General features: G+C 66.8%; 19 protein-coding genes. 12 read left to right on the forward strand and 7 right to left on the reverse strand.

Annotation, left to right across the window (positions count from 1 at the left end):
• Positions 1 to 28 precede the first annotated feature (28 nt).
• Positions 29 to 712 (forward strand): riboflavin synthase, encoded by a 684-nt coding sequence (locus C995_RS0103880; RefSeq protein ID WP_018863687.1) that lies wholly within the window; start codon positions 29 to 31, stop codon positions 710 to 712.
• A 27-nt stretch (positions 713 to 739) separates the two neighbouring features.
• Positions 740 to 1,846: a bifunctional 3,4-dihydroxy-2-butanone-4-phosphate synthase/GTP cyclohydrolase II gene (gene ribBA / locus C995_RS0103885; RefSeq protein WP_018863688.1), complete on the forward strand. Its 1,107-nt coding sequence runs from the start codon at positions 740 to 742 to the stop codon at positions 1,844 to 1,846.
• Positions 1,847 to 1,890: 44 nt separating this feature from the next.
• Here ribBA and C995_RS14310 read toward each other — a convergent pair whose 3' ends face one another.
• Together C995_RS14310 and C995_RS0103895 are read right to left on the reverse strand one after the other, a co-directional pair.
• Positions 1,891 to 2,055, reverse strand: coding sequence for a hypothetical protein (locus tag C995_RS14310; RefSeq protein ID WP_012983248.1), 165 nt, complete (start codon positions 2,053 to 2,055; stop codon positions 1,891 to 1,893).
• Between the two features lie 3 nt (positions 2,056 to 2,058).
• Positions 2,059 to 3,105: a folate-binding protein YgfZ gene (locus tag C995_RS0103895; RefSeq protein WP_018863689.1), complete on the reverse strand. Its 1,047-nt coding sequence runs from the start codon at positions 3,103 to 3,105 to the stop codon at positions 2,059 to 2,061.
• A gap of 190 nt (positions 3,106 to 3,295) precedes the next feature.
• Here C995_RS0103895 and sdhC point away from each other — a divergent pair, with 190 nt between their 5' ends.
• The 8 genes from sdhC to C995_RS0103935 all read left to right on the forward strand — a co-directional run bounded on the left by sdhC (position 3,296) and on the right by C995_RS0103935 (position 8,854).
• Entirely contained in the window at positions 3,296 to 3,676 is a 381-nt protein-coding gene (sdhC, locus tag C995_RS0103900) for a succinate dehydrogenase, cytochrome b556 subunit (RefSeq protein WP_018863690.1), read from the forward strand.
• Positions 3,673 to 4,011, forward strand: a complete 339-nt coding sequence (sdhD, locus tag C995_RS0103905; protein WP_018863691.1) for a succinate dehydrogenase, hydrophobic membrane anchor protein — start codon at positions 3,673 to 3,675, stop codon at positions 4,009 to 4,011. The genes sdhC and sdhD overlap by 4 nt, the downstream gene beginning before the upstream one ends.
• Positions 4,008 to 5,783: a succinate dehydrogenase flavoprotein subunit gene (gene sdhA, locus C995_RS0103910; RefSeq protein ID WP_018863692.1), complete on the forward strand. Its 1,776-nt coding sequence runs from the start codon at positions 4,008 to 4,010 to the stop codon at positions 5,781 to 5,783. Before sdhD ends, sdhA begins: the two co-directional genes overlap by 4 nt.
• Positions 5,784 to 5,998: 215 nt before the next feature.
• Entirely contained in the window at positions 5,999 to 6,700 is a 702-nt protein-coding gene (locus tag C995_RS0103915) for a succinate dehydrogenase iron-sulfur subunit (RefSeq protein ID WP_018863693.1), read from the forward strand.
• A gap of 136 nt (positions 6,701 to 6,836) precedes the next feature.
• A complete protein-coding gene (locus C995_RS0103920) occupies positions 6,837 to 7,091 on the forward strand; it encodes a succinate dehydrogenase assembly factor 2 (protein WP_018175480.1) in 255 nt (84 codons plus the stop codon).
• On the forward strand, positions 7,045 to 7,998 hold the full coding sequence (locus C995_RS0103925; RefSeq protein WP_026278931.1) for a NifU family protein: 954 nt from the start codon (positions 7,045 to 7,047) through the stop codon (positions 7,996 to 7,998). Before C995_RS0103920 ends, C995_RS0103925 begins: the two co-directional genes overlap by 47 nt.
• A 45-nt stretch (positions 7,999 to 8,043) precedes the next feature.
• On the forward strand, positions 8,044 to 8,457 hold the full coding sequence (locus tag C995_RS0103930; RefSeq protein WP_018863695.1) for an ATP-binding protein: 414 nt from the start codon (positions 8,044 to 8,046) through the stop codon (positions 8,455 to 8,457).
• Positions 8,458 to 8,518: 61 nt separating this feature from the next.
• Positions 8,519 to 8,854, forward strand: coding sequence for an STAS domain-containing protein (locus C995_RS0103935; RefSeq protein ID WP_018863696.1), 336 nt, complete (start codon positions 8,519 to 8,521; stop codon positions 8,852 to 8,854).
• Positions 8,855 to 8,894: 40 nt separating this feature from the next.
• Here C995_RS0103935 and C995_RS0103940 read toward each other — a convergent pair whose 3' ends face one another.
• Both C995_RS0103940 and C995_RS0103945 read right to left on the reverse strand, forming a co-directional pair.
• Positions 8,895 to 9,098, reverse strand: a complete 204-nt coding sequence (locus C995_RS0103940) for a hypothetical protein (protein ID WP_018863697.1) — start codon at positions 9,096 to 9,098, stop codon at positions 8,895 to 8,897.
• A 44-nt stretch (positions 9,099 to 9,142) separates the two neighbouring features.
• A complete protein-coding gene (locus tag C995_RS0103945) occupies positions 9,143 to 9,367 on the reverse strand; it encodes a hypothetical protein (RefSeq protein WP_018863698.1) in 225 nt (74 codons plus the stop codon).
• A gap of 219 nt (positions 9,368 to 9,586) precedes the next feature.
• On the opposite strand from C995_RS0103945, the gene C995_RS0103950 reads away from it, so the two are divergent.
• Both C995_RS0103950 and C995_RS0103955 read left to right on the forward strand, forming a co-directional pair.
• Positions 9,587 to 10,087, forward strand: coding sequence for a DUF302 domain-containing protein (locus C995_RS0103950; RefSeq protein ID WP_018863699.1), 501 nt, complete (start codon positions 9,587 to 9,589; stop codon positions 10,085 to 10,087).
• A 234-nt stretch (positions 10,088 to 10,321) separates the two neighbouring features.
• On the forward strand, positions 10,322 to 13,645 hold the full coding sequence (locus C995_RS0103955; RefSeq protein WP_026278932.1) for an EAL domain-containing protein: 3,324 nt from the start codon (positions 10,322 to 10,324) through the stop codon (positions 13,643 to 13,645).
• On the opposite strand, the gene C995_RS0103960 is transcribed toward C995_RS0103955, so the two are convergent.
• The 3 genes from C995_RS0103960 to C995_RS13530 form a co-directional block, all read right to left on the reverse strand.
• A complete protein-coding gene (locus C995_RS0103960) occupies positions 13,642 to 14,019 on the reverse strand; it encodes a winged helix-turn-helix domain-containing protein (protein WP_018863701.1) in 378 nt (125 codons plus the stop codon). The two genes, C995_RS0103955 and C995_RS0103960, sit on opposite strands and share 4 nt — an antisense overlap.
• 166 nt (positions 14,020 to 14,185) lie before the next feature.
• Positions 14,186 to 16,144 carry an acetate--CoA ligase gene (acs, locus tag C995_RS0103965; protein WP_018863702.1) on the reverse strand — a complete coding sequence of 653 codons (1,959 nt, stop codon included), beginning with the start codon at positions 16,142 to 16,144 and terminating at the stop codon, positions 14,186 to 14,188.
• An 87-nt stretch (positions 16,145 to 16,231) separates the two neighbouring features.
• Complete coding sequence (locus C995_RS13530) at positions 16,232 to 16,972, reverse strand: exonuclease domain-containing protein (protein WP_038080616.1); 741 nt, start codon at positions 16,970 to 16,972, stop codon at positions 16,232 to 16,234.
• Positions 16,973 to 16,987: the final 15 nt, after the last annotated feature.

Consider the following 16,987-nt stretch of genomic DNA (forward strand, 5'->3'; position numbering starts at 1 on the left):
GGGGCGGCCTGTAACCGAAACAAGGCCCATGTTTACCGGAATCATCGAGACCCTCGGCAGCCTGGATCGCCTGATGCCCAGCGGCGGCGACGTGCGCCTGTACGTGAATGCCCCCGGGATGGACCTGTCAGACACGCGCCTGGGCGACTCCATCGCGGTCAATGGCGTATGCCTGACCGTGACCGACCTGACGGCCGCGGGCTTCGCCGCCGACGTCTCGCGCGAGTCCCTGAATGTGACCACGCTGGGCGGGCTGGGGCCCGGTGACCGGGTCAACCTGGAGCGGGCGCTGGCCCTGGGCGACCGCCTCGGTGGCCACATGGTCTCGGGCCATGTCGATGGCGTGGGCGAGGTGGTCGCGATGGAGCCGGACGCACGTTCGACTCGCGTGCGCTTTCGTGCCCCCGCCGCGCTGGCGCGCTACATCGCCGCGAAGGGCTCGATCACCATCGATGGCACCAGCCTGACCGTGAACCGGGTCGACGGGGCCGAGTTCGAGGTCAACATCATCCCCCACACCTGGTCGCTGACGCGCTTCTCCGTCTACGCCGTGGGTACGCCGGTAAACCTGGAGGTGGACCTGATCGCCCGCTACCTGGAACGCCTGATGCTGGGCGAGCGCGCGGCGGAGCCGGGCGTGGGCGCAGGCGATCTGTCCGAGGCCTGGCTGGCCGAACAGGGCTTTCCCAATCATTCCGGGCCGCGCGACTGAGCGCGCGGCCCCCGACCGAAGGCACGCATGGAATTCTCCAATACCGAAACCATCCTCCAGGAACTGCAGGCCGGGCGCATGGTGGTCATCGTCGACGACGAGGACCGCGAGAACGAGGGCGACCTCCTGATGCTCGCCTCGCATGTGCGCCCCGAGGACATCAACTTCATGGCCAAGTACGGCCGCGGACTGATCTGCCTGACGCTGACCCGCGAGCGCTGCAAGCAGCTCGCGCTGCCGCTGATGGTGACTGACACCAACGACGTGCACGGCACCAACTTCACGCTGTCCATCGAGGCCGCCGAGGGCGTGACCACCGGCATCTCCGCCTACGACCGCGCGCACACCATCCGCACCGCCGTGGCGCCTAATGCGCAGCCGGGCGACATCGTCCAGCCGGGGCATGTCTTCCCGCTGATGGCGCAGCCGGGCGGGGTGATCGTGCGCGCCGGCCACACCGAGGCCGGTTGCGACCTCGCGCGCCTGGCCGGTGCCGAGCCGGCCGCGGTGATCGTCGAGATCCTCAACGAGGACGGGACCATGGCGCGGCGCCCGGACCTCGAGCGCTTCTGTGCCGAGCACGACCTGAAGATGGGGACGATCGAGGACCTGATCCGCTACCGCATCGAGAACGAAAAGACCGTGCAGCGTGTCTCGGAGCGCCCGTTCCCGACCGCGCACGGCGAATTCCGCCTGCTGTCATTCCAGGACGAGGTCGACCACGAGCTGCACTTTGCGCTGGTACGCGGCGAGCCGAAGCCGGAGCAGGACACCCTGGTGCGCGTGCATCTGGAGAACACCTTGCACGACACGCTGGGCTATGCCGGCCCCGATCGTGGCTGGCCGCTGGACGACGCCCTGCGCCGCATCGACGAGGCGGGGGAGGGGGTCGTGGTGGTGCTGCGCAAGCACGAGAGCGCCGAGGCCCTGGCGCAGCGCCTGGAGCAGATCGGGCAGCCGCCGCAGGAGGAGCGCGGCGGGCGCGAGAACTCGGCCGAGTGGCGCATGTACGGCATTGGCGCACAGATCCTGGCGGATTGTGGCGTGGGCCGCATGAAGCTGATGTCCGCGCCCAAGCGCTTCCACGGCCTGGGCGGTTTCGGGCTCGAGGTGGTCGACTACATTCACGAATAGGGCGGGGCACGAATAGCGCAGGGCCCTCTTCGTGCTGGTCCGCGCTATATCACCCCGTCCAGGCGCAGGTAGCCGATCAGGAACAGCACGGCCAGGACCCCGGCCAGCACGTACAGCCAGTTGGACAGCGTCGGGTTGTTCGGGCGGCTGAAGAAGGCCGCCCACAGCGCCAGCAGGATCAGGACGAAAAAGAAGAACAGGAATCGCATGGCTCAGGCTCCTTCCGGTACCGCGTAGGGCAGGTCGACGACCTCCGCCCGCGGGCCATCCGGTGACCCCCAGCGCAGCTCACCCTCGGCGGCCGCCACCTGCACCACCGCCAGGGCCGAGTAGAGCCCGTCCGGGTGCAGCTCGGCGGCCACGATCTCGCCATCCGACTGCTCCGGCTTGCCGTCGGCGCGAAACACCGGCGAGCCCGGCTTTGGCGGTTCCGTGGCGTGGATCGCCAGGCGGAACATGCGCCGCTTCAGCTTGCCGAGGTAGTGCATGCGGGCCACCACCTCCTGTCCCGGGTAGCAGCCCTTCTCGAAGTTGATCGCCCCCAGTGCATGCAGGTTCAGCATCTGCGGCACGAACATCTCGCTGGTCGCCTCCACCACGGTCGGCATCCCGGCGAGGATGTCGAGCAACGCCCACTCGCGCGGGCCCACCGGGCCCGAGCGCACGTTCAGCTTGTCCCAGGCGTTGCGCATCGGCTCGAACTCGCCGAACAGCTCGAAGCGCGGGTGTACCCCGGGCACGCGCACGATGGTCACACCGTCTTTCTCGACTACGTCGTCCACGTTCGCGGGGCAGGTGCCCAGTGCGTTGTTCAGCTCGGTTTCGGCGTCGGGGCCGGAGAGCCCGAAGTGGATGCGCGAGTCGTCGGCGCGCTCGATCACCACGTGGGCCCGCAGCACGAACATCCGCAGCCGCTTGGCGATGACCTCGAGGCGGTCGGCCGGCATTTCCAGCAGGTAGCTGTCCGCAGTGCGCAGGACCCGGAACACCGCGTAGGCGCGTCCCTTGGGGCTGGAATAGCTGGAGAGCTGGCTGTGGCTGGCATCGACCTGGGTGATGTCGTTGCCGAACTGGCCCTGCAGGAAGTCGGTCGCGTCCTCGCCACGGACCTCCAGCAGGCCCCGGTGGGAGAGATCGCAGATCACCTCGCCATTGATGGCCATGCGGCGTTCGCGCTCGGGGTTGCCATAGTGCACGAGGTCGTCGTCCTCGAACTCGGCCCCGGCGTCGATCAGGTGATTCTTCCAGTCTTCGCGCATCGAAAACTCTCCCGTGGCAGCGCGCGTCGTGTGTCCGTTCGGCTGGTGGCCTCGGGGACCCACGGCGGCGGATTGAGGTGGTAAGCTCAACACAGGTCGGGCGACCGGCTGAACCAAGCGGGTCGATAGTAGACGAACCTCTTGCAGGGTGTCAGCCCGACATTTTTCATCATCCGGTTTTGGGGGTGGCATGCGTTCTCCGGCACGGCCCGTTTTTCTGGATCTGCGCAAGATCCGCCTACCGCTGAATGCCGTGGTTTCCATCCTGCACCGTATTACCGGGATTCTCCTGATTCTCGCCATCCCCGTACTGTTGTGGCTGCTGGACCGCTCGCTGGCGAGCCCCGAGGGCTTTGCCCAGGTGGCCGCGATCATCCAGCACCCGGTCGGGCTGGCGCTGCTGCTCATCGGGCTGTGGTGGCTGTTGCATCACCTGTTCGCCGGGATTCGTTTTCTGCTGATGGAGTTCGGCATCGGGGAGGACCGGGCGGGCTCGCTGCGCACCGCCCGCGATGCCCTGTACGCCGCGATCTTCGCCACGGTTGCCGTCTGGCTGGGGTTGATCCTGTGAGGCTGCTGTCGGGACAGGGCGCCTGGCTGCTGCAGCGGATCACGGCCGTCTATGCCGGACTGTTCGTGGTCGTGGTGCTGGGCTATTTCCTGATCGCCCCGCCGGCGGATCACGCGGCCTGGGTGGCGGTGATCGCGCACCCGGCTGTGGCGCTGGGCAGTGCACTGTTTGTCGTGCTGCTGCTGTTGCATGCGTGGATCGGGCTGCGCGATATCGTGCTCGACTACGTGAAGCCGATGGCGCTGCGCCTGACCGTGCTGACCCTCGGCGCGGGCGCTTTGATCCTTCTGGGCCTTTGGGCCCTCTACCTCCTGATTCGAACGGGGCTTGCATGAAACTGACCCGGCGCAAATTCGACGCGCTGATCATCGGTGCCGGCGGCGCGGGCCTGCGTGCCGCGCTGCAGTTGTCCAACGGCGATGCCAAGGTCGCGGTGGTCTCCAAGGTGTTCCCCACGCGCTCGCATACGGTGGCCGCGCAGGGTGGGGTGAACGCCGCGCTGGCCAACGTGCTGCCGGACTCCTGGCACTGGCACATGTTCGATACCGTGAAGGGATCGGACTATCTGGGCGATCAGGACGCGATCGAGTACATGTGTCGCGCCGCGTCCAAGGTGGTCTACGAGCTGGACCACTTCGGCGTGCCGTTCTCGCGCCTGGACAACGGCAATATCTACCAGCGCGCCTTTGGCGGGCAGAGCCAGAACTTCGGCCAGGACCAGGCGGCGCGCACCTGTGCGGCGGCCGACCGCACCGGGCACGCGATCCTGCACTCGCTGTACCAGCAGAACCTGCGCGCGCGCACGCACTTTTTCGACGAGTACTTCGCGGTGGACCTGCTGCGCGACGCGCAGGGCTTCGTACTCGGTGTGCTCGCCTTCGAGATCCTGACCGGCGAGCCGATCGTGATCGAGGCCAAGACCACACTGATCGCGACCGGCGGGGCGGGGCAGCTATTCCGCACCACCACCAACGCCCTGATCAATACCGGCGACGGCATGGCGATGGCCCTGCGCGCCGGCGTGCCGCTGGAGGACATGGAGTTCGTGCAGTTCCACCCGACCGGGATTGCCGGGCGCGGGATGCTGATTACCGAGGGCGCGCGCGGTGAGGGTGGTTATCTGATCAACTCCGAGGGCGAGCGCTTCATGGAGCGCTACGCCCCGCGCGCGAAGGACCTGGCCTCGCGCGACGTGGTCAGCCGGTCGATCGCCACCGAGGTGCGCGAGGGCCGTGGCTGCGGGCGCAACGCCGATCACGTGCTGCTGGACCTGCGCTACCTGGGCGCGCACACCATCCGCAGCCGCCTGCCGGGCATCCGCGAGGCGAGCATGACCTTCCTCGGCGTGGACCCGATCGAGGCCCCGATCCCGGTGTTCCCGACCTGCCACTACAGCATGGGGGGGATCCCGACCAACCGCCTCGGCCAGGTGGTGGCGCCGGTCAAGGACACCCCGGAGGATCCGGTGCCGGGGCTGTACGCGGCCGGGGAGGCGGCCTGCGTCTCGGTGCACGGGGCCAACCGCCTGGGCGGCAACTCGCTGCTGGACATCCTGGTGTTCGGCCGTGCGGCCGCCAACCACATCCTCGAATACCTGCGCGAGAACCACTACCACCGACCACTGGACGAGACGGCGGTGGAGCAGGCGATGGCGCGACTGACGCGCTGGGACCGCAAGGACCCGGGCGACGGCTCCGCCGAGCAAGTCGAACCGCTGAAACGCGAACTGCGCAAGGTGATGGAGGACCACTGCTCGGTGTTCCGCACCGACGAGGTGATGCGCGAGGGGGTGGAGAAGGTCCGTGACCTGCGCGAGCGCCTGGATCACGCGGTGATCGCGGACCACTCGGCCACCTTCAACACTGCCCGGGTGGAGGCGATGGAGCTGGAGAACCTGATGGACTGTGCGATCGCGACCATCCGCTCGGCGCTGGGGCGCGAGGAGAGTCGCGGTGCGCATTCGCGCATCGATTTCCCCGAACGTGACGACCAGCACTGGCTCAAGCACAGCCTGTACTCGCTGGAGGACGACAGCCTCGACTACAAGCCGGTGCGCACCCAGCCGACCAGCGTGGCCTCGTTTCCGCCGCAGGAACGTGTCTATTGACGATCGACCGGTACTGCAATAGAGGATTGTAGGGCCGTAGGATGCGATGAGCGTAGCGAATCGCATCAACAGGCGCCTGATCGGACCACGTTCGGTGCATTTCGCAGGGCTTGACACATCCTGCGCACCACGGACCGTATGAGATCAGGAGGCGGCGATTTCAGGGGCCCCGGATCGCAATAGACAACCTGTAGCAACGCTGACAGGAGAGACGATTGGAATTCTCGATCTACCGCTTCAACCCGGAGACGGACACGCTGCCGAAGATGCAGCGCTTCACCCTGCCTGACGACCAGGTCGAGCCGGGGATGATGCTGCTGGACGCCCTGCTGCTGCTGAAGGAGCAGGACGACTCGCTGGGCTTTCGCCGCTCCTGCCAGCACGGGGTCTGTGGTTCCGACGGCATGAACATCAACGGCATGAACGGCCTGGCCTGCATCACGCCGCTGGCGGACCTGGAGGCGCCGGTCACACTGCGCCCGTTTCCGGGGATGCCGGTGATCCGCGACCTGATCGTGGACATGGGCAACTTCTGGGAGCAGTACCGAAGAGCCGAACCCTGGCTGGTCAACGACAGCCCGGAGCCGGAGGTCGAGCGCAAGCAGAGCCCGGAGGACCGCGACCAGCTGGACGGGCTGTACGAATGCATCCTGTGCGGCTGCTGTTCCGCCGCCTGTCCGTCGTACTGGTGGAATCCGGACAAGTTCCTCGGCCCGGCCGCACTGCTGCAGGCCGCGCGCTTCATCCAGGACAGCCGCGACGAGGCCACCGATCACCGCCTGGCTGACCTGGACGACGCCTGGAAGCTCTACCGCTGCCACACCATCATGAACTGCACCCAGGTCTGCCCGAAGGGCCTGAACCCGAGCCGGGCGATCGGCGACATCCGCCGCACCATGCTCAAGAAGTCGCTGTGAGTTACCCGCTGCACAACCGCGGTTCAGCCCTTGTAGGAGCCTGCTTGCAGGCGAAGCCCCTGCCCGCCTCCGACTTTGGCAGGGGCATTCGCCTGCAAGCAGGCTCCTACCAGAGGCCAGGACGGGCTTTTTGGTGATGGAACCCGACAGCCGCACCCGCTGGCGCTGCCGCCGCGGCATGCTGGAGAACGACTGGCTGCTCGGGCAGTTTCTCGCGCAGGGATATGCGCAACTGGACCAGGAGGGTCGCGATGCCTTCGAGCGCCTGCTCGACTACCCCGACAATGTGCTGCTGGATGTGGTCATGGGTCGCCAGACCACGGTGGACGACGGGATAGCCCGGCTTGTCCCGGCGATCCGCGCCGCCGCTGCGGCTGAGACTGCACCCTGACCCCGTCCTGCCACGGCTGGCGCTAGCCGGGCAGATCCTGCTGGTCCTCGCCGTCTCCGGTTTTGTGCTGGTCTACAGCCCGTTATGGATGCTGCTGCCGGTCTGGGGCCTGGCGGCCGTCGGCTGGTGGTGGCAGCGTCGCGATGCGGCACCGGACTGGGCCTGGCTGGGGCAGACGCCGGAGGGGGAGACCTGGGTCGCGACCCGCGAGGGCCTGCGCCAGGAACAGGTGACCTGGGTCGAGCTGGTGCCCGACAGCCGGGTACTGGCCGGGATGGTCCTGCTGGTGCTGCGCGAACGGGACGGGGGGCACCTGTGGCGGCTCTGGCTGCATGCCGCGCGCATGGACCGCGAGGACCTGCGCCGGCTGCGGGTACGCCTGCGCTGGCCGCCGGTCGCGACACCGGAATCCGGCTGGCGCGTGCGGCTTCGGGCCGGGTGGGTACAGGCCGTTGCTATACTGGCGCGAATGCGATCACGCGGAGGACCGACCATGGCGGGACCCGACAAGGCACAGGTGATGGTGGATGTCTCCCACCTGCTGAGCGACGACCCGGATCACGTGTACAGCGAGGACGAACTGGACGCGATCGAGGAGCTCGATCCGGAGCTGGCGCTGCGCCTGGATCGGGCCCAGACCTTCGCCGCGCGCGAGGCCGCCGATGTCCCGGCGGACGGCCCGATCGACGAGGACGCGGTACGCGCCGCCATCGAGGAGGCGCGGCGCATCCTGATGCAGGACGGGGGCGATATCGAGTTCGTGGAACTCGACGGGCGTACCGTGCGGGTGCGCCTGAAAGGGGCTTGCGTGGGCTGCCCGCGCTCGACCCTGGACCTGAAGAACGTGGTCGAGCGCCTGGTGCGCTCGCGGGCGCCGGGGGTGGCCAGCGTCGCGAACACCTTTTGACTCGACGGGGCGATCCGCTCGGCGGTGGCCGGCAGGGAGTGCACGATGCAGCGGGCTTTCCGGATCCAGAGTGAACTGCGTGAGATCCCGCGGCTGGCCGAGCAGGTGGAGGCCTTCTGCGAGGAGGCGGGGATCCCGGTGTCCTCGGTCTACCCGATCAACCTGGTGCTGGACGAGTGGCTGACCAACCTGATCGCCTATGCCTTCGATGATGACGCGGAACACACCATCGAGGTGGATCTGCGCACGGCAGACGACGGGCTGACGATTACGGTCACGGACGACGGCCAGGCCTTCAATCCGCTGACCGATGCCCCCGAGGCGCAGCTCGACGGCGACGTCGATTCGCGCCAGGTCGGTGGACTGGGGCTCCATTTCATGAAGACGCTGATGGACGAGATCGACTACCGATCCGCCGATGGTGTCAACCGCCTGATCTTGCGCAAGCAGCCGGTCTGACCCGTTCGGGCCCGCGTGGGCGGGGTATTACTCAACGCAAACCAAAAGGCAAGGCGCACCGATGCAAGTCAATGAAGAGACGATCGACGGCGTGCTGGTCGTCAGTCCGGCCGGCCGTCTGGACAGCAATACCTCGCCGGAATTCGAGGCCCACCTGTTCCAGCGGATGGAAGAGCACCCTTCGCTGGTGATCCGGTTTGGCGATGTCGACTACATCTCCAGCGCGGGGCTGCGTGTGATGCTGATGACCGCGAAGAAGGTCAAGCAGAACGGCGGGCGGCTGGTGCTGTGCGAGATCCGCGATCCGATCCGCGAGGTGTTCGAGATCAGCGGCTTCCTGACGATCCTCGAGGTGTGCGACGACCCCCGCGGGGCCGTGGAGCGGGTCAACGCCTGAAGGAAACACCCGGCCCGGGGGCGGGCCGGGTCGCCTATCGTTAGTCCGCCGGGGGCATGTATTCGTGGCGGATGTGGTCGGGTTCCGCGGGCAGCTGAATCCCGGCCTCTTCCAGGGCCTCGGTCAGTTCCTCGCAGTCATCCAGTTCGTCGCCGCGCTTTTTCAGCGTGGCCAGGGCGTCGGAGGCCTCCGCCTCCGGCATCGTGATCACCAGTTCGCCGTTCTCGGCCTTTTCCAGATGCATCTCGTCCTCCTTGCGGGGTTTGTGCGCGTGCGAGGGGCTGCTCTTCAGTCCTCGATCGATGGCTGCTTGGGTGCGTGCTCGTCAAAGGCGTGTGGCGGCTGGCGGAACTCGTTTTCCAGCTCGTAGACGCCCTGCTGCAGTACCGAGCCGAGCGCGCGGGCCCCGTTGCTGATCTCGCCCTCAAGCTCGGTGATGTTCTCCGCGATGCTCTCGGCGGTCTTCTTGTCGATCTTCAGGGTCAGGGTCCCGCCCTTCAGTGTGGCCTCCATGTCGTGCTCCTTGTCGTCTGGCTTTGTGGGTCGCGTCCGGATTGCCCGCAGGGGGCTGGAGCGCGTCTGAATCGCATCCCGTTGATCTGGGTCAATGCCTCCCGGGGCCGGTGCTTGAATAATGGCCCCTAGCGTCCGGGAACTCTCTGGGCGGCCTCTACTCACAAGCTTGCGCCCATTCACGCCAGGAGAATTGCAATGACCAGAACGCTTACAAAGATGACATCGCTCACCGGGGGACGGTTCCTGCCGATTGTTGCGATGTTGATCGCGGGTTTGCTGCTCGCCGGTGTCGCGCAGGCCGGCAGTCACGGTGGCGAGCAGCCGGACATGGTCAAGGTCACGCCCAGCCCGATGTCCTTCCCGGACACGGTCGAGGCCTTCGAGGCCCAGGCGAAAGATGCCGGCTGGAGTGTGCTGAACAAGAACTACATGTCGGGTGTGCTCTCGGAGCGCGGCTTCACGCTGGACCCGGTGGTCATCATCGACGTCTGCAGCGGGCAGTACAGCGCCCGCATCCTCGAGGAAGACGCGTTTCGCCCGGTCTCGGCATTCATGCCCTGCCGTGTCAGCATCTATCAGGACAGCCAGGGGGATGTCTTCATCTCGCGGATGAACGTCCCGGCGTTCCTGCCGATGATGCCGGACGAGGTGGCAGAGGTGATGGAACTCTCCAGCAACGAGATCGAGCAGATCATCGAGCGCAGCGTCGCCGAGTAATTGGCCGGCTCTCCGTACGGACTTCGGGCCTGGTGCTTCGCGATCCGTATGGAATAAAGCACTGAACTGGGCACGTCCGCTGGGACGTGCCCTTTTGTGTTTGTGGGCATAATGCGGATTGGTATGGCTCGCTGAATGTGGGGGGCACAACCATCATGGAAGACGGGGTGGCAAGGACGTGATTGGGATTAGGCCGGGCGACGGCAGATCGTTGGCGGCAACAGGCAGGTGTGTGTGAATAAACGCGCCCGCACCCCGTTGCGTCTGGCGTCCTGGATTGCGGGCACCTACACCGTACTGGGGCTGCTGTGGATCGCGCTCTCCGATGCCGTGGTTGCCTGGTGGTCGGGAGCGCAGGTCGGCGACGCGCTCACGCTGGCGAATCTCGGCAAGGGTTTCGGCTTTGTGGCGGTCTCGGGGGCTGCGCTTTTTCTTGCGGTGCGCTGGGCGTTGTCCCAGCCGCTGGAGGGTTCTTCGGTCACCAGCGTTCCGCGCCCCGGAGACTTCGGCTATAAGCCCTGGCTATTGCTGGTACTGGCCGTGGCCATCTCGGTCACAGGGGTGGCACTGGCGACCTACCATGTCCAGCACGGCTCGGCACAGCGGCAGGCGGAGGAGGAGCTGACGCGGTCCGCTTTCCTGAAGGCCGGACTGCTGGATGGCTGGCTGGACGAGCGGTTGGGCCATGCGCGCCAGCTGGCCGAATCGCGCGGGTTTGCGGTGTTTGCCCTTTCGGCGGTCGAGCGGCAGTCGAGCCTCGCCCGTGAGCAGGTCCATCATCATCTGGACCTGCTGCGCAGCCACTACGACTATCGCTCAGCAGTGCTGCTGGATTCCGACTTCGAGCCACTGCTCGAAGTCGGACAGGAGCTGCCGCTGGATGTGGCGGTGGACGCAGCGTTGGCCGAGGCGTGGTCCTCGGAACAGGTCAGTCAGCCTCGACTGCACGCGGATGCAAATGGCAGACCGCTGGTCAGCTGGGTGGTGCCCGTCCTCGATCGAAGCGATGAGGCGGGCCGGGTGGCAGCCCTGGTGCTCCTGTCGGCCCGTGCCGACCGGCTGCAGCCGCTGTTGACGCTGTCGGGCGGTCCCGACGCCCTGTCCACGGACGCCCATGTGGTGGTCCGGGAGGCACCGGATGAGGCCACCATTGCCCGCATTGACGCCAACGGAGGCCTGATCATCGAGCCGCCCGAGGCCTTTGCCCGGCTGCGTGCCGAGCTCCTCGAGGGGGAGCGCGAAGGCATCGCGGTCGCAGCCTTCGAGGCGGCCGAGCCGGCATTCATCGCCGGGGTGCAGCGGCTGGAGCCACCCGGCTGGGATCTGGTGCTCAAGCGGGATCTGGCAGGGCTGGCCGTGCTACCACGGCAGCAGGCGGTGTGGATGGGCGGGGCGACGCTCATGGTCTGGCTGCTTGTGCTGGGGGGCGGAGCGATGCTTTGGCGGCAGCAGTGGCTGCGGCGCAACCTCGATCTGGTACAGGCGCATGCCGAGCAGGACCGCCTGCTGGGCGTATTCTTCGACATGCCGTTTGTTGGCATGGCGATTTCCCGTCCGGGAGGGCGGGGCTGGGAGCGGGTGAACACCTGCCTGGGCGAGATGCTGGGCTATCCCGCGGATGAACTGGCCCGAATGGACTGGGACCGGCTGACGGTCCCCGAGGATCGCGGCTGCGAGGTGGCGTTGGATGCCGCCATGTTTGCCGGGCAGCGTGACGGATACGAGATCGAGAAACGCCTGCTGCGGCACGACGGGCGCGTGCTGGTGGCCGATATCGACGTGAAGTGTACCCGGTTGCCCGACGGGTCCGTGGACCGCGTGGTGGCCACCTTCGAGGACATCACTGATCGCCGTGACGAGGAGGAACGCCGGCGTCTGGCATCGGTGGTGTTCGAGAATACCCGCGAGGGTGTGGTCATTACGGATGACACCGCGCATATCCTGTCGGTCAACCGTGCCTTTACCGAGCTCATGGGCTACACCGAGGACGAGGTCGTGGGGCGCACGCCCAAGATGTTCCAGTCCGGGCGCCACGACCAGACCTTCTACGCCAACATGCGGCGCCAGCTCGAGACCGAGGGATACTGGCAGGGAGAGATCTGGAACCGGCGCAAGAACGGCGAGATCTTCCCCGAGTTGCAGAGCATTACCGCCGTGCGCGATGCCCAGGGACGTCTGACGCATTACGTCTCGGTATTCGCGGACATCTCCCGGGAGAAGGCCTCCGAGGCAGAACTGGATTTTCTGGCCCATCACGACCCGCTGACCGAACTCCCCAACCGCCGCCTGCTGCGCGTGCGGCTGGCCCATGCGGTCTCGCTGATGCGGCGGCGCTCGGGCCATCTGGCGGTGCTGATCATCGATCTCGACCGTTTCAAGGACATCAACGCCAGCCAGGGCCATGCGGTAGGGGATCGCCTGCTGAAGATCGTGGCCGACCGGCTGCAGGGCGGGCGCCGGGGTACGGACACGGTCGCGCGCCTGGCCAGCGACGAATTCGCCATCCTGGTGGAGAACCTCGCGCATCCCGACGATGCCGCCGTGGTGGCGGAGAACGTGATTCGCGAGGTGGGCTACTCCACGGATCTGGGCAACGGGGTGGAGACGGAGATCGCGGTCACCGTCGGCATTGCCGTGTACCCGGATCACGGCACCGACGCCGATACCCTGCTGCAGCAGGCAAGTACGGCTCTGGACCGTGCCAAGGACGACGGCCGCGGCAGCTATCGCTACTACTCGGACGAGTTTACCCGGGCCGCTCGCGAGCGTATCGATTTGTCCACGCGTCTGCGCCGGGCGATCGAACAGGATCGGCTGGAGGTGCACTACCAGCCGCAGTATCGCATCCGTGACGGGGCGCTGATTGGGGCGGAGGCTCTGCTGCGGTGGGATGAACCCGGGCTGGGCCCCGTCTCGCCCGGGCGTTTTATTCCCGTGGCCGAGCAGACCGGCTTGATTGTGGAATTGGGCGAGTGGGTGCTGCGCCGTGTGCTGGCGCAGGGGCAGGCCTGGCGCGAGGCGGGCCATCCGGCCGTGCGTCTGGCCGTGAACGTCTCCGCACTACAGTTCCAGCGGGTCGCCATCGATCAGCAGGTGGCCGATCTGCTGGAGAGTCATGCCTATCCGGCCAGGTATCTGGAGCTGGAGATTACCGAGTCGGCGCTGCTGTCCGACCCCGAACGCGCCCGCAGGATCCTTCAGCGGCTGCGCGAGCGCGGCGTAAGCTTTGCGGTTGACGACTTCGGGACTGGATATTCTTCAATGGCGCAGCTCAAGCGCTTCCAGGTCGATACGCTCAAGGTCGACAAGAGCTTTGTGGATGGTCTGGCGGCAGGGGCGGAAGTCGCCGATGACCGATCGATCACACGGGCCATCGTGGCACTGGGGCACGGCCTCGGTTTGTGCGTGCTGGCCGAGGGAGTGGAGACCCGCGATCAACTGGCGGCTCTGCGCGAGCTCGGCTGCGACCACTACCAGGGCTACCTGGCAAGCCGGCCGGTGCCCGCCGAGCGTTTTGCCGCCTTGCTGGCTGAAGGGCCGGTCACCGCAGGAGACTAGTCCGCGTTTTCCGTGTCGACGAGGAATCGACTAAAGTCCTCCAGATCCGTCTGGATCGCTGCTGTCGCGCGGGCTTCCATCTCCCGGTAGCGTGCCAGGACCCGTTCGCCGAACTCTGTTACGTTCGCGCCCCCTCCGCCGGGCCCCCCCTTGGCCGTCTCGACCATCGGCTGGCGAAAGCTCTGGTTCATGGTCTCGACCAGGTCCCAAGCGCGGCGATAGGACATGCCGATGCTGCGCGCGGCGGCCGAGATGGAGCCCTTGTCGCGGATCGCCTCCAGCAGCATGGCCTTGCCCGGGCCCATGGCCGTGACCTCGCCGAGTAGTACACGCAGGCGCGGGGTTTGCGAGTGATCGGAGTGGTGTGTCGTCATGCCTCGGGTGCCCCGGGTGGAACGGATATGGTGCCCGGCAGGGGTGCAAACGGTAGGAGGCCAGCCCTCTGGCCGATCGGACCTGTCCGGCGCCCTATCGGCCAGAGGGCTGGCCTCCTACAGCAAGGTCGAAGCAGGGCCGGGGCGCCGGGCCCCGGCCCGTAGCTCAGGCCTTGCCCTGGAGCTGCGGGATCACCGCCTCGTTTTCCAGTGTCGAGGTATCCGAGGTGATCTCCTCGCCCTTGGCGATGGAGCGCAGCAGGCGGCGCATGATCTTGCCGGAGCGGGTCTTCGGCAGGCCGTCGGCAAAGCGGATGTCGTCCGGCTTGGCGATCGGCCCGATCTGGTCGGCCACCCAGTCGCGCAGTTCCTTGACCAGCTTTTCCGCGCCGTCGCCGGTGGGACGGTCGCCGTGCATGATCACGAAGGCCACGATGGACTCGCCCTTCACGTCGTGCGGACGTCCGACCACGGCGGCCTCGGCCACGGCCTTGTGCGCGACCAGTGCGGATTCGACCTCCATGGTGCCGAGGCGATGGCCGGAGACGTTCAGCACGTCGTCGATGCGGCCCATGATCCAGAAGTTGCCCTCCGAGTCGCGGCGGGCGGAGTCGCCGGCCAGGTAGTACTTGCCGCCGAACTTGGGCCAGTAGGTGTCCTTGTAGCGCTGATCATCGCCCCAAACGGTGCGCAGCATCGAGGGCCACGGCTTCTTGATCACGAGGTAGCCACCCTGGTCGGCCGGCAGGCTGTTGCCATTCTCGTCGACGACATCGGCGTCGACGCCGGGCAGGGCCTGGGTGCAGGAGCCGGGGACCAGGGTGGTCGCGCCGGGAATCGGCGCGATCATGTTGGCGCCGGTTTCGGTCTGCCACCAGGTGTCGACCACCGGACAGCGTTCGCCGCCAATCACGCGGTAGTACCACATCCACGCCTCGGGATTGATGGGCTCGCCGACCGTGCCCAGCAGGCGCAGTCTCGACAGGTCGTACTGGGCGGGGAACTCGTCGCCGGCCTTCATCAGTGCGCGGATCGCAGTCGGGGCGGTGTAGAACACCGTCACGCCGTGGTCCTGGCACATCTTCCACCAGCGCCCGGCGTCGGGCACGGTCGGTACGCCTTCGTAGACGACCTGGGTCGCGCCGACCGCCAGCGGGCCATAGGCGACGTAGGTATGGCCGGTGATCCAGCCAACGTCCGCGGTGCACCAGTAGACGTCGTCGCCCTGCAGGTCGAACACCCACTCGTTGGTGATGATCGCGCCCAGCAGGTAGCCGGCACTGGAGTGCTGGATGCCCTTGGGCTTTCCGGTGGAGCCGGAGGTATAGAGCAGGAACAGCGGGTGTTCCGACTCGACCCACTCCGGCTCGCAGTCCACCGACTCGCCGTCCACGGCGTCGTCCCACCAGATGTCGCGCTCGTCCTGCATGGTTACGTCGTTGCCGGCACGCTTGCAGACAATGACTTTCTCGACGTCGGCTGGATTGGAGTCCAGTGCCTTGTCGACGTTGGCCTTGAGTGCCACGGTCTTGCCGCCGCGCACGCCACCATCCGCCGTGATAACCAGCTTCGCGCCGGAGTCGACGACGCGATCGCGCAGGGCATCGGCGGAGAATCCCCCGAAGACCACCGAGTGAATCGCGCCGATACGGGCGCAGGCCTGCATGGCGATCACGGCTTCGGCATTCATCGGCATGTAGATGATGACCCGGTCGCCCTTTTCCACGCCCATGCTCTTGAGCGCGTTGGCGAGCTTGCCGACCTCGTTGTAGAGGTCGCGATAGGTGAGATTGCGGGTCTCGCCGTTCTCCGCCTCGAAGATGATGGCGGTCTTGTTGCCACGCACCTCCAGATGCCGGTCGATGCAGTTGTAGGAGACGTTCATGCGCCCGTCGGCGAACCACTGGAAGTGCGGTGCGCGGGTGCTGTCCAGGCCCTGGGTGAACTCCGTCTGCCAGTCGATCTTCTCGCGCGCCAGGTCACACCAGAACCCCTCGTAGTCGGCATCGGCCCTCTTGTGCAGGGCCTCGAGATCCTCGGGCTTGAGGCGGGCGTTTTTCGTGAACTCCGCCGGCGGCGCAAAGTGACGGGTCTCGTGCAGCGTGGACTCGATGGTGTCGCTCATCAGGGCCTCCGTGAATCGGTTCGGGGTGGCATGAAAACCACGGGATTATGGGGGGATAGGATAGCATGCCGATCGTGTGCTTCCGCGTCACCAGAACCATCCGGGACGGAAGAGCACACGCTCCAGCGGGACCTTTGCTTCCGGCGAGAACCGGCTGACCAGGGCGGCAAACAGCTCTCCCGCGGCCAGGGCATCGAATAGCGCATCGTGCGCGCGGTACTGCGGCAGATTGTAGCGTGTGCGCAGGGTGTGAAGACGCATGCTGTCCACCGGGATCGGGCGTCCCGCTCGCCGCAGCTGGCGCTCTGCCAGGCGCAGGGTGTCGACTACCGGGAGTGGCGGGCGCACACCGTACAGGCGGTGGCATGCCTCCTCCAGGAAGCCGAGTTCCAGCGCGGCGTGGTGGGCGACCAGAATACGCCCCTGGAGTGCCTCGAACAGGGCCTCCAGGGCGCTGTCCACGGTGGTTCCGCCAGCCGCTTTGCGGTCGGTGATGCGGTGGATGACCGCGCTTTGTTCGGGGACCGGACAATCCGCCCGTACCAGCCGTTGATCCGCGGTGGCCAGGTCGATATGCATGCCGTCCATGGCGACCCAGCCAATACTCAGGATGACATCCCGTTCCGGGTCGAGACCCGTGGTTTCGAGGTCCACCGCGAGAAAATGGCATTCTGCGACGGGTTGCCTGGCAGGTGGCAGGGCCGACTCCAGGCAGGCCCGCAGCGCCCCTGCTGGCGCGCGCCGGGCGGCCTGCTGTCGGCGTCGGCAAAACCGCCAGTGTCCTATGGGGCGTGCCCACGGGGTGTCCTCCGGTCGTGGACAGGGCATTAGCAGACGGCCCCG

It is taken from the genome of Thioalkalivibrio sp. ARh3 (genome assembly GCF_000377265.1).
Lineage (GTDB): Bacteria > Pseudomonadota > Gammaproteobacteria > Ectothiorhodospirales > Ectothiorhodospiraceae > Thioalkalivibrio > Thioalkalivibrio thiocyanoxidans.

Coding starts and splice junctions, on each gene's coding strand:
- C995_RS0103945 (WP_018863698.1), bottom strand. CDS start 9,367: ATGGAGGCCACACTGAAGGGCGGGACCCTGACCCTGAAGATCGACAAG.
- sdhA (WP_018863692.1), top strand. CDS start 4,008: ATGAAACTGACCCGGCGCAAATTCGACGCGCTGATCATCGGTGCCGGC.
- C995_RS14310 (WP_012983248.1), bottom strand. CDS start 2,055: ATGCGATTCCTGTTCTTCTTTTTCGTCCTGATCCTGCTGGCGCTGTGG.
- sdhC (WP_018863690.1), top strand. CDS start 3,296: ATGCGTTCTCCGGCACGGCCCGTTTTTCTGGATCTGCGCAAGATCCGC.
- C995_RS0103930 (WP_018863695.1), top strand. CDS start 8,044: ATGCAGCGGGCTTTCCGGATCCAGAGTGAACTGCGTGAGATCCCGCGG.
- C995_RS0103940 (WP_018863697.1), bottom strand. CDS start 9,098: ATGCATCTGGAAAAGGCCGAGAACGGCGAACTGGTGATCACGATGCCG.
- C995_RS0103935 (WP_018863696.1), top strand. CDS start 8,519: ATGCAAGTCAATGAAGAGACGATCGACGGCGTGCTGGTCGTCAGTCCG.
- C995_RS13530 (WP_038080616.1), bottom strand. CDS start 16,972: ATGCCCTGTCCACGACCGGAGGACACCCCGTGGGCACGCCCCATAGGA.
- C995_RS0103880 (WP_018863687.1), top strand. CDS start 29: ATGTTTACCGGAATCATCGAGACCCTCGGCAGCCTGGATCGCCTGATG.
- C995_RS0103960 (WP_018863701.1), bottom strand. CDS start 14,019: ATGACGACACACCACTCCGATCACTCGCAAACCCCGCGCCTGCGTGTA.
- acs (WP_018863702.1), bottom strand. CDS start 16,144: ATGAGCGACACCATCGAGTCCACGCTGCACGAGACCCGTCACTTTGCG.
- ribBA (WP_018863688.1), top strand. CDS start 740: ATGGAATTCTCCAATACCGAAACCATCCTCCAGGAACTGCAGGCCGGG.
- C995_RS0103920 (WP_018175480.1), top strand. CDS start 6,837: ATGGAACCCGACAGCCGCACCCGCTGGCGCTGCCGCCGCGGCATGCTG.
- C995_RS0103895 (WP_018863689.1), bottom strand. CDS start 3,105: ATGCGCGAAGACTGGAAGAATCACCTGATCGACGCCGGGGCCGAGTTC.
- C995_RS0103950 (WP_018863699.1), top strand. CDS start 9,587: ATGACATCGCTCACCGGGGGACGGTTCCTGCCGATTGTTGCGATGTTG.